The sequence below is a fragment of the Spirosoma oryzicola genome (assembly GCF_021233055.1).
Lineage (GTDB): Bacteria > Bacteroidota > Bacteroidia > Cytophagales > Spirosomataceae > Spirosoma > Spirosoma oryzicola.
The window spans coordinates 105,583-117,310 of sequence record NZ_CP089542.1 but is presented as its reverse complement, the minus strand read 5'-3'; the positions used below and the strand labels follow the sequence as shown (position 1 = coordinate 117,310).

Annotated in this window: 8 protein-coding genes; 6 read left to right on the top strand and 2 right to left on the bottom strand. The window is 52.3% G+C overall.

From position 1 onward, the window contains the following. From LQ777_RS27555 to LQ777_RS27540, 4 genes are all read left to right on the top strand, one after another. Positions 1 to 1,542 (top strand): RagB/SusD family nutrient uptake outer membrane protein, encoded by a 1,542-nt coding sequence (locus LQ777_RS27555; protein ID WP_232563513.1) that lies wholly within the window; start codon positions 1 to 3, stop codon positions 1,540 to 1,542. Positions 1,543 to 1,675: 133 nt separating this feature from the next. After that, a complete protein-coding gene (locus tag LQ777_RS27550) occupies positions 1,676 to 4,150 on the top strand; it encodes a glycoside hydrolase family 95 protein (protein WP_232563512.1) in 2,475 nt (824 codons plus the stop codon). 135 nt (positions 4,151 to 4,285) lie between these two features. Next, complete coding sequence (locus LQ777_RS27545) at positions 4,286 to 5,812, top strand: tagaturonate reductase (RefSeq protein ID WP_232563511.1); 1,527 nt, start codon at positions 4,286 to 4,288, stop codon at positions 5,810 to 5,812. Positions 5,813 to 5,983: 171 nt separating this feature from the next. Further along, entirely contained in the window at positions 5,984 to 7,606 is a 1,623-nt protein-coding gene (locus LQ777_RS27540) for a glycoside hydrolase family 43 protein (RefSeq protein ID WP_232563510.1), read from the top strand. Positions 7,607 to 8,143: 537 nt separating this feature from the next. Here the strand turns inward: LQ777_RS27540 and LQ777_RS30705 are convergent. Further along, a complete protein-coding gene (locus LQ777_RS30705; protein ID WP_425276968.1) occupies positions 8,144 to 8,293 on the bottom strand; it encodes a DUF4377 domain-containing protein in 150 nt (49 codons plus the stop codon). Between the two features lie 22 nt (positions 8,294 to 8,315). Between LQ777_RS30705 and LQ777_RS27535 the strand changes: the two genes are divergently transcribed. Together LQ777_RS27535 and LQ777_RS27530 are read left to right on the top strand one after the other, a co-directional pair. After that, a complete protein-coding gene (locus LQ777_RS27535) occupies positions 8,316 to 8,663 on the top strand; it encodes a serine hydrolase (RefSeq protein WP_341871389.1) in 348 nt (115 codons plus the stop codon). A 9-nt stretch (positions 8,664 to 8,672) separates the two neighbouring features. Next, positions 8,673 to 8,834 carry a hypothetical protein gene (locus LQ777_RS27530; RefSeq protein ID WP_232563508.1) on the top strand — a complete coding sequence of 54 codons (162 nt, stop codon included), beginning with the start codon at positions 8,673 to 8,675 and terminating at the stop codon, positions 8,832 to 8,834. Positions 8,835 to 9,341: 507 nt separating this feature from the next. Here the strand turns inward: LQ777_RS27530 and LQ777_RS27525 are convergent. After that, positions 9,342 to 11,690 (bottom strand): TonB-dependent receptor, encoded by a 2,349-nt coding sequence (locus tag LQ777_RS27525; protein ID WP_232563507.1) that lies wholly within the window; start codon positions 11,688 to 11,690, stop codon positions 9,342 to 9,344. Positions 11,691 to 11,728: the final 38 nt, after the last annotated feature.

Genomic DNA, 11,728 nt, shown 5'->3' with positions numbered 1-11,728 from the left:
ATGAAAACGCCAAAAAGATTCATAATCGTTGTTGCGCTGTTGCTTACGGGCTTACAGGCATGCCGGGAAAACGCCCTTGAGGTTGCCCCACTGGAACAACTGTCGTCGGCCAGTTTCTGGAAAACGGAAGCTGACGTACAGTCGGCCCTGGCCGCCAATTATTCTTTCCTGAAAAGCGGGGGAGCTCCCGTCTCGCTTTACTGGCCCACCGGCTGGGATGCGCTGACCGACGACGCGTATGCGCAATACCCTTGGGATGCCGAAATCACGTCCATCAGCCTGAACGGACCGACCCCGACAACGGGCGGCTACGTCTACAATATGTATGCGACCAGCTACCGGGCTATCGCGTCTATCAACAACCTGCTGGCTAATATCAGCAAGGTGTCTATGGACGAAACGAACCGGAAGAAATACATGGCTGAAGCCAGCTTCCTGCGCGCCTACTTCTATTTTCAGCTGGCCCAGCTGTACGGCAACGTGGTCTATATCACGGAACCGGCTACCGACTCCTTCAAGCAGCCCCGCACCAGCAATACCAAGGATGAAGTGCTGACGGGCATCAACAAAGATCTGGACGTGGCCATTGCCAGCCTACCCGATGCGGCCTACTCGGATGGGCACGCGGTAAAAGGAACGGCGCAGGCCTTCAAGGCGCGGGTGTTGTTGTATCAAAAGCAATACGCAGCCTCAGCGGCCCTGTCAAAGGCGGTTGTCGACGGTGGTAAGTTCAAGTTGTCCACCAGCTACAGTGAAGTATTTTACAAACCGGGGCAGAACAACAATCCTGAAATTTTATTCTCCGTCAAGAACCTGCCACCCAACTCGTATCCGGGCATAGGTATTGACCTGCAACTGGGTAGCTGGGAATCGTTCCAGCCAACGGCCGATCTGGTGAGTGAGTACGAAAGCAAGGATGGGCTACCGACGGCCTCATCCCCACTGTATAACCCAGCCGCGCCGTACGAAAACCGGGACCCCCGGCTGCGCATGAGTATTTTCGTACCGGGCGACGGACCGTCGCAGGGGTGGAACAAATACAACGGTACGCAGCAAACCTTCCAGCCGTTTACCAACTCGAACACGACCGGTTTCGCCATCCGAAAAATGCTTGACCCGACGATATCTGACCCCGGTTACAGCACCGTAAGCAGTCAGGATCTGGTGTTGATGCGCTACGCCGAAGTGTTGCTGAACTACGCGGAAGCCGAGAACGAAGCCAGCGGTCCGGCGAATGCCTATGCGGCCGTCAACCAGGTGCGCGCCCGGGTCGGTATGCCGGCCTTACCGACGGGCCTTACGCAGGCGACCATGCGCGATCGCATTCGGCACGAACGTCGGGTCGAACTAGCCCTGGAAGGATTCCGCTATTTCGATCTCAGACGGTGGGGCATCGCCACGCAGGAACTGAATGGCTTTACGGTGGTGCCCGGTAACACGACCATGAAGAAGAAGTATTATGAATCACGATTCGATCTGTGGCCGATTCCGCAGACGGAAATAGACCGCAATCCCGGTCAAAAGCAGAACCCAGGCTATTAACTTAACTGCATTTCCTGATCGTCGCTACCGGCCTCGTACCACGTGTGAGTCTGGTAGCGCTACGTACTGGTTAAACAGCTTAAAAAACGGCAACTGGCTTGTCTGGGTCAGTGAACTTTATTTTCTTGTCAGTATGAAATTATTGGTAATTAGTTGTGCTTCGTTGCTGCTTAGCGTGGGGAGCCTGCGGGCCCAGTCGTCCCAGAAGTTATGGTATAATAAGCCCGCCGATCAGTGGGTTGAGGCTCTGCCGCTGGGCAACGGCCGAATTGGCGCGATGGTGTTCGGCGGAGTCGAGCAGGAACTGATTCAGCTCAATGAATCAACGCTCTGGTCGGGCGGCCCCGTCAAAAAAGGCGTTAATCCCCAGGCTGCTACGTACCTGCCCGCCATCCGGGAAGCCCTGTTCAACCAGGAAGATTATGCCAAAGCGGACGAGCTGACCAAAAAAATGCAGGGTTTTTACACGGAATCCTACATGCCGCTGGCCGATCTGATGCTTAACCAGCGCTTTCCGGCCGGAAAGCCATCGGCTTATTACCGCGATCTGAATATTGCCAATGCCGTCGCTACGACCCGGTTTACGATTGACGGGGTTACCTACAAACGAGAACTGTTGGCCTCGGCTCCGGCCAACGCGCTGGTAATCCGACTCAGTGCCGACAAAGCCCGGCAACTGACGTTCGACGTAGCGACCCGTTCGCTCCTACGGATTCAGAAAACAGCCCAGGGAACAAACGAACTGGTCATCAATGGGAAAGCCCCGGCCCGCGTCGATCCGAACTATTACAATCCCAAGGGGCGGAAACCCATCGTATACGACGACACCACCGGTTGCAACGGCATGCGCTTTCAGTATCGCATCAAAGCAGTCGCCAAAGACGGTTCGGTCAAGACTGACACGGCGGGTATTCACATCGACAAAGCCAGCGAAGTAATCCTCTACGTGGTAGCCGCGACCAGCTTCAACGGCTTCGACAAGTGTCCGGACAAGGACGGGAAAGACGAGAAAAAACTGGCCGCTTCCTACCTGGCTCAAGCCACCGGTCAACCCTACGCGGCCTTACTGAACGCCCATCAGGCCGACTACCGGCGTTATTTCGACCGCTGCACGTTTTCCGTTCGGGATACGCTGGCGTCCAACCCAACGGCCTTGTTGCCCAGCGACGAGCGGCTACAGGCCTATTCATCGGGTCGCTATGATCCCGGCCTGGAAACGCTGTATTTTCAGTATGGCCGCTATCTGCTCATCTCCTCCTCCCGTCCGAATGGTCCGCCCGCTAACCTGCAGGGTATCTGGAATAAGGAGCTGCGCGCCCCCTGGAGTTCAAACTATACCATCAACATCAACACACAGATGAATTACTGGCCCGCTGAGGTCACGAATTTGTCGGAAATGCACACCGCTCTGCTCGACTGGATTCCAAATCTGGCCACTACTGGACACGTTACGGCTCAGGAATACTACAACGCCAAAGGCTGGGTCGCTCACCACAACTCCGATATCTGGGGGCTCAGCAACGCCGTCGGTGACCGGGGCGATGGCGATCCGCTATGGGCTAACTGGCCAATGGGTGGTAACTGGCTGTGTCAGCACCTCTGGGAACATTATAAGTTTACGGGTGACAAGAAATTTCTGGCCGAGCGGGCTTACCCCATCATGAAACAGGCGGCTCTGTTCTCGCTCGACTGGCTGGTGCCCGATAAGAACGGCAAGCTGGTAACCGCCCCCTCGACTACGCCCGAAAACAAATTCTTCGACGCGGCCGGTAAGCAGCAGGGCGTATCGGTAGGCACCACGATGGATATGTCGATTATCTGGGATTTGTTCACTAACCTGATCGACGCATCCACCGTGCTGAACCAGGATAAAGCCTTCCGGGACCAGTTGATCGCCAAGCGCAATCAGTTGTCTCCACTCCGGATCGGTAGTCAGGGTCAATTGCTGGAATGGAACCAGGAGTTCCGCGAGGTCGATCCGCACCACCGGCATGTATCGCATCTGTTCGGATTGCACCCTGGCCGGCAGATTACCACCCAAACGCCGGAATTTTTTACGGCGGCTCGGAAAACGCTGGAACTGCGGGGCGACGAAGGAACCGGCTGGAGCAAGGGCTGGAAAATAAACTGGTGGGCCCGATTGCAGGACGGAAACCACGCGTATTCACTCATCCGCCAGCTGATGCATTATGTCACCACGACGGGTACGCAGATGAGTCGGGGCGGGGGCACCTATCCCAACTTCTTCGACGCGCACCCACCGTTCCAGATCGATGGCAACTTCGCCGGTACGGCGGGCATGGCGGAGATGCTGTTGCAAAGCCACCTGGATAAGATTCATTTGCTACCCGCCGTACCCGATTCGTGGTCGGAAGGCAGCGTAACAGGCTTGAAAGCAAGGGGCGGTTTCGAGGTGAGTATGAACTGGAAAAAATCAACCCTCACCGGCGCTACCCTAAAATCGCTGACCGGTGGTGATCTAGCGCTGCTCACCAATGTACCCGTTCGCATTCAGGGCAGTAAGCAAACCGCTGTGAAAACCGACGAAGGCTACGTGTTGCGGCTGAAAACCGAAAAAGGGAAAGTATACACCATACAGGCCAATTAGTAAGCTGCCCCAGTCGTGTAGTAGTGAGAACCACGAAGCAACCGTGGTTCTCACTGAAGCTACGGGAAAATCAGTACCGCTCACCAAACGTTGGCGGTACGATTTAACCATCGACTGTTTACACCACCTGAAGCTATGAATATGCCAGCACATACCGACCTACCGACAAGCCAGCCCTGGCCCGACGATCCGCGAACAGAGCAACTGCCTGAACGTGTTTTACAATTTGGAACGGGCGTGCTGCTACGCGGACTGCCCGATTACCTGATTGACAAAGCGAACAGACAGGGGGTATTCAACGGCCGGATTGTCGTCATCAAATCGACCAGTGGTGGCGACGTCGCTTCGTTTGCCAAGCAGAACAACCGGTACACCCTGTGCATTCGAGGGGTAGCCAACGGGCAGACAATTGAAGAAAATGTACGCTGTTCGGCCATCAGCCGGGTTTTAGTCGCCGACCACGCCTGGCCGGACGTGCTACAGGTAGCCGCAAGCCCCGATTTGCAGCTAATCCTGTCCAATACAACGGAAGTCGGTATTCAGTATGTGGCGGAGTCTATTGGGCAAGGCACACCAACCTCGTTTCCGGGTAAATTACTGGCCGTATTACTCGCCCGTTACCAAGCATTCGATGGCGATCCAGACAAAGGATTGATTATCGTTCCCACGGAATTGATCCCGAAAAATGGGGAGACATTACGGACCATCGTTCGGCAACTGGCGGTTTACAATGATCTGGAAGATCCATTCCTCGACTGGCTCGATAGCGCCAATACCTACTGCAATTCACTGGTTGATCGCATCGTGCCGGGTAAGCCCGATCAGGCGACACATCAGGCGTTGACGGAGCAACTCGGCTACCAGGATGAGCTGCTGATTGTCGCGGAGTCATTCAAACTCTGGGCGATTGAAGGTGACGAACGGGTTAAAGCCAGACTCTCCTTTGCGCAAGCTGACGAAGGCGTCGTTATTCAGCCCGACATCGATCTGTTTCGGGAGTTGAAGCTCCGGCTCCTGAATGGGACACATACACTAAGCTGTGGCGTGGCCTACCTGGCCGGGTGCAATACCGTTCGGGAAGCCATGGAAACCCCGGACGTCGCGGCTTACATCGATCGATTGATGACGGCAGAACTGACGCCCGGTATCCCGTATCCCGTGGATGGCCAAGCGGCTGCGCAATTCAGCCAGCAGACGCAGGATCGTTTCCGAAACCCCTACATCGAACACCGGTGGCTGGCAATTACCGTGCAATACACGGCGAAAATGAAGCTACGAAACGTGCCGACGCTGATGCAGTACTACCGGACTCAGGCGCAACCACCCCTAAGCATGGCGTTTGGGTTCGCGGCTTACCTGTTGTTCATGCGTGGGGTGCAGCTGGACGATGGCGTTTGCTATGGTAATCGGGCGGGGGAACGCTATGTAATTCAGGATAGCGAAGTCACTTACTTTGCTAACCTGTGGGCACAGTCATCGCCTGAACAGGTCGTCGCAACCGTGTTACGAAATACGGCGCTGTGGGGGGAGAACTTGGCCGAATTGCCTGGCTTTGAGGCCGCTGTCAGTGCCTACCTGCTCCAGTTTCTGGAGCAAGGCGTTTCGGAGACGCTGGCGATGCATCTGAGTCAACGACTACCAGCGGTAATAACCACAGTATGAATACGTCCCCGTATCCTCGGTCTGTGTCCTCACAGAACGCCTTCATATCAGCCTACTTCAAGGCGGTCTGGGAGGACACAGACCGAGGATGAGAGGATACAAAAGGGCTGATAAACAGCCAACTGAGAAATATATTTAGGTGCCATACATTGTATCAATTACGGGATAAACATGACCAGGTTAAGCGTAATTTCAGTGCTGGTGTTGCTGTCGCTTTTCGGGCTGAACGCAAGGGGGCAACAAACGGAACAATGGGGTGATCAGGGAAACGGAACGTACCGCAATCCAGTCATCCCCAGTGATTTCAGTGATCTGGACGCCATTCGCGTCAGTAACGACTATTACGCCATTTCGTCCACCATGCAGTATTCGCCGGGCATGGCGGTGCTGCACTCCAAAGACCTGGTCAACTGGGAGTTGCTCAGTCACGTTGCCGACGATCTCACGCGGATAAGTCCCGACCTCAACTGGGATAAAATGAACAGTTACGGGAAAGGTATATGGGCGGGGTCGATTCGGTATTACAACAATAAGTTCTGGGTGTATTTCGGTACGCCGGATGATGGCTTCTTTATGAGCAGTGCTACCAATCCGGCCGGTCCCTGGGAGCCCCTTCACCAACTCTGGAAAGTGCAGGGCTGGGACGACTGCTGTTCGTTCCGGGATGATGATGGGCAACTTTATTTCATAGCGACCCAGTTTGGGCTTGATCCGAAAAACGGCAAAAAGTACAACATCCACCTGTTCAAGATGACCCCTGACGGAAAGAGCCTGATCATGGAGTCGGATAGAATCATTCACCAGTCGCAGGGAAGTGAGGCTAACAAGCTCTACAAAATCAACGGCCTTTATTACCACTACTTTAGTGAGGTCAACAAGGAAGGGCGGGTAATGATGATGGAGCGGTCCAAAAGCCTACACGGGCCCTGGGAAATCCGCCAACTCAACCACGTCAACGCAGCAACCGACAAAGAACCCAATCAGGGTGGCCTGATGCAATTGCCAAACGGCGAGTGGTGGTTCTTTACCCATCACGGTACCGGCGATTGGGAAGGGCGGGCCGCCAGTTTACTTCCCGTAACCTGGGTTGACGGCTGGCCTATCGTGGGGGCAGTAGGCGCCGACGGCATCGGAAACATGATCTGGTCAGCCAGGAAGCCGATCATCAGTAAAGGCACCCCCTTGCGTATGCAGACCGACGATGCGTTCACCAGTACCAAGTTACTGTCTCAATGGGAGTGGAACTACCAACCCCGGTCCGACAAATGGTCACTGACCGACCGGCGGGGCTTTCTCCGGCTGCACGCCTTTCGGCCAATAGATCCGCAGAATCCGAAAAAAGTATTGCTCCGGGCTGGCAATACGATCACCCAGCGCAGCATGCGCACAAAGTCGAACGTAGCCACCGTCAAACTTGACATGAGCGGCATGGCGAACGGGCAACATGCCGGCCTGACGCATCTGTCGACGGCCAGCTACAGCGCATTGGGCATAAAACAACAGGATGGTAAACGGTACTTGGTTTACACCGTTAACGATACCGATTCGACGGGTCCAGTGATTGATGGGAAAACGATCTGGCTGCAATCGTCCTGGGGTTTCGGCGGCATAAATCAGTATTTGTACAGCACTGACGGTAAAACCTTCACGCCAATAGGAACGAAAACGCAACTCGTCTGGGGCAGTTATCGGGGCGATCGGCTGGGCATTTTCAACTATAACTTAACCGCTGATACCGGTTTGATCGACGTTGACGCTTTCACGTATCGCTACGCTAGTGAAGTGAGTAAATAATATACCTGTTTGATCAACTGTAGGAGTTTTGAGGCATTACTTCCCGGTCTGACAACGGAAGGGCCTTCGTAAATGGCCTTTGGTGCCTGATCGCGACCATCCCTCTGTTATCAGAATAACAAAAAATAGCTCGGATCGGGTGCTCGTGTCGGATTAGTTTTGCCGACCCCGCCAACCAAACAGTCTATCCTTTACATACAGTATAAATACGTGCAGATTAGTTTGACGTTTGCATAGAAACGGTGGATACACATTAGGAACGGCAATACGTGCTGGTGACTCCTACCTTTTGCGAGGTTCTTATTCTGACTGGATTATTGCTGCTGGGCATATGTTGGAGCCGAAACAAGATAGCTAGTTAAAAGATTACCCCTGTTTCAGCGTACTACCTCAGTTGGTAAGGCGGATCGTCACGGTTGAACGCATGGCTACTTTACACGCCTACCACAACGGATAGCACTGTATTTACGTTTGGACTCTTTGGACTGGGTTGGCAGATGGATAGGTCAACTTAGAGGCTGACTGAGTAGAACGCTTTCAGCGTTTGGTCCTTTCAACGACGTTCACTAACGTGTGGCGAATGCTGGATCCATCCATCGGCGGATTTTCAACCTGTTTCTGGTTGACCGTTAGAGTATATTCGAAGCCTTCTTCGTAGGCAAACCCGTCAATGCCGGAGTAATGCAACGTCTAGGTAGGTGCCTCTCCAATGTTGACCCACAGACACTTCTATGGATCGATACCCGTGCAATATTTAAATTTGTGTGCTGCGAGCGGGCTCTACAGCTCGACAGGTGATATGCGACGGTGGGCAAAAACCGTCGCTAACCGGCAGCTGCTGTCGGCCCGTTCCTGGCAGTTGGACTTCGCGCCCCGTCGCAAGGGCTACGGCTATGACTGGTATACTGGCCAATTTGGGGGGAATCCTTACCTGCGTCACAGTGGTGGCTATCCCGGCTTTATGTCGGAATTTGTCTACTATCCAGCGGAACACCTAACGATCGTTTTGGTCAATAATTTCGGCAATCATGCGGATTCCGTCTTTCCCGGTGCGTAAAGCTTATCGGTGATTGTCTTTGAAATGCCCGATGAATTGTGGCTACCCAGGCCGCAGGTACACTTAGCACCAAAACTGCTGAGGCAGTACGTCGGTCGCTACGTGGCGGATCAACCAGGCGGTTACGAAATGGATATCGTTCTCCGGAATGGACAGTTGTATTCGCTGTGACACCATAAGGATCAACTACCGGAATTGGCCTTGCTTGCCAGTAGCGCGGACCATTTTTTTCCGCAGAAGTAGAACAGTCGACTGACGTTCCAGCGTGATACGGCTGGTCGGGTAGTTCGCTGCGTTACCAAGGAGAATGGCCAGCGTTTTACCTGGAAAAAAGTCGACTGATACCAAGTAGTAGCTGCTGTTTTAATCGATTCTTATACGGCGGCTTGCATGGCAAGTTTAACTAACGCTTCCTGAAACGAGCTTTTTTAACGGCTAATTGGCTTTTGCTCATAATGGGTGAATGATTGGGGTGATAGACAGTACCACTTTTTCGAAGCGAAAAGTATACTGCGTAGTACGGAGGTTACCCGGCTTCGCTGAGCAAGTGCACGGGCTACGGTAGGTAAGAGGGATTCGACACCCCACTACCTTCGTAGCCCGTTCTTCATTCGATCAGTACACAATTTTGGCCAACTTCTGGGTATAACATCCAGGCCCCTGTTAGCTGTAAACCCCTTACATTTTTATATGTAGGGTTAATCGATACGCTGCGCCACTACCTTTTATGTAGTTATCATTTAAGGCTGTCCATTGCGAACGCGCTGGATAATAGTCTTCATTGAATAGATTTTCTATGCCCAGGCTTAATGAGGTGCTCTGGGAAAACTGGTAATTGATGGCGGTACTAAACAGATTATACGCCTTGACGGGACCTTTTGAATAATCGTATGAATTGTTGCTGTTTTTGGCAAAACGATTGCGTTTCATAATCCCCGTATATTGGAGCAAAAGGTTCAGTTTATTCGGCAAAAGGGTATAATTGATATTTCCGGTAAGCATGGGCGGGGCTATGCGTGCGCCGGGCAGGTATTCGTCCTCCGGGCCATTGTAGTTCCTGTCGTCGTTGGCATCCAGTTTTCCTTCGACGTAGCTGTAATTGAGACCGGCCCGCAGGTTTTTTGTTAGTTGTGCGTCGGCCGTAAGTTCCAGCCCATAAATGCGTTCAGGAGCCCGGACTACGATAAATGAACCATTTTGGAATACGCTGTTCGATCCCAGGCTGGACTCACTAACATAACCAATAGCTTCAAAACGCAGCGTACCTATCTTACTGACAAATCCAGCTTCATAACTGTCAACAATAACAGCTTTGGTGTTGATCTTGGCTACGTCGTCTACTCGGGCAGCACGAAGCGCCAATCCAACATCGGACACGGTAAACCCTTGCGAGAAACTGATATAAGGCGAGAAATAGGGAGAGACATTATAGCGAAGTCCTAGATTGAAAACCAGTGGATTATACGCCAAATCACCGCCTTTTACCTTAATAGATGGCGTTACGGCACCTGATAGTACATTTACCGAAGGAAGCGTGTTATAATCATCGACACTAATACGTACTTTTTCGTAGCGTAGCCCTCCTTTTAGGATCAGCTTTTCAAAAAATGTCACTCTTGCCTGGGCAAAGGGAGCCATGTTTTGCATGTTCATTTCGGGCACCCAAATTCGTCCATCTACTAGGGGTTGCGACGTAATATCGCGTTGGGCGTCCAGACCATACGTTAGGCTGGCATCTGCGGTCGATAGTTTCAGAGGTGTATTGAGTACCAGTCGAACGCCCTTTTTTTTGGACAAAACCCTGGACACACCGCCATCGACAAATGCTGTCGAATAGAAAAATACGTTGTCTACACTCTGGTAATAGGCCGATACATCGTAGGAGGTATTGGCGACGCCTGTATTTCCTGTAAACAAAATGTTCAGGTTATGATTTCCTCTTACTCCCTGCGGGACACCCTGGCTTTCGCCCAGTTTTGCCGACGTCTTAATACCATTCTTGTAATCACCGTTTACCGTGAGATAGTTGGTCGTTTGTCTGCTGCTGTAAACGTTATACGTAGCTTGTACTTTATGCTGGTTCGTCAGCTGATACCCAATTTTTGCGAAAGCGTTGTATGAATCGGTCTCGCCAAGGCCATAGATAGGAGGTAATACGTCACCAGCTGCGTCTTTTTGCTCACCGGTTTGCTCATATACGCCCCCCAGCACATAACTCAATTTCCCTTTATCACCATATAGTAGCTGGCTGACACGCCCACCCATACTGTTGGCCTTATTGGTCAATGAGCCGCTCGTGCCAATAGTAGTATGGCTATTGATGAACTTTCCGGTTTTAGGATTACGGGTAAAATAGTTGATCAAACCGCCCGCAGCGCCATTTCCATAGATGGCCGTGGCTCCTTTTACTACTTCAACTCGTTCGATTACCGAAGGGTCTAAAGCTCTGATATCCATGCCCCCGTTTCGTAAGGGTGTAGATTGTGGTACGCCGTCTACCATCACCAGCATGTTACGGCCGCGAAGTGTCTGCCCAAAATTGCTGCTCAATCCAGCACTTGGCGCAAGGCCCGGTACACGATTTTCCAGTATACTGCCAAGGTTAGTCGTGATGTCAAGATTGTCCTGCAAGGTTTTAAGGCCTATTACCGCTACCGAAGAAGGGATTTCGTCAATCGACTCCTTGGTTCTGCTTGCTGAAACGACCACTTCAGACAAGTTAGCTTCTGCCTCGGTGAGCACGAAGTCAACGGTAACGATTTGTCCATCTGTACTAGTTATCTCCTTTGTTTGGGTGTTGTAGCCAACGAAGCTAGCGGTAACCGTATGGAGACCTCCCGGCACGTTTTCGATCGTATAGCTACCGGTTGCATTTGTTACGGCTCCCGTACTGAATTTGTCCAGCCGAACAGTTACAAACCCGGCAGGGTTACCGTTCGATGTCGTAATGGTTCCTCGGACGGTGCCGGTTTGGGCTACGACATGTAGTGAAATCAACAGTGGGAGAAAAACTAAAATTCGATTCATACTTATTTAGACTAATTTTAAACAAGCGCAAATGTATA

What these genes read in the sequence shown, in the direction of transcription:
- LQ777_RS27545 (WP_232563511.1), top strand. Translation starts at nt 4,286, where the DNA reads ATGAATATGCCAGCACATACCGACCTACCGACAAGCCAGCCCTGGCCC.
- LQ777_RS27550 (WP_232563512.1), top strand. Translation starts at nt 1,676, where the DNA reads ATGAAATTATTGGTAATTAGTTGTGCTTCGTTGCTGCTTAGCGTGGGG.
- LQ777_RS27555 (WP_232563513.1), top strand. Translation starts at nt 1, where the DNA reads ATGAAAACGCCAAAAAGATTCATAATCGTTGTTGCGCTGTTGCTTACG.
- LQ777_RS27535 (WP_341871389.1), top strand. Translation starts at nt 8,316, where the DNA reads ATGTTGACCCACAGACACTTCTATGGATCGATACCCGTGCAATATTTA.
- LQ777_RS27540 (WP_232563510.1), top strand. Translation starts at nt 5,984, where the DNA reads ATGACCAGGTTAAGCGTAATTTCAGTGCTGGTGTTGCTGTCGCTTTTC.
- LQ777_RS27525 (WP_232563507.1), bottom strand. Translation starts at nt 11,690, where the DNA reads ATGAATCGAATTTTAGTTTTTCTCCCACTGTTGATTTCACTACATGTC.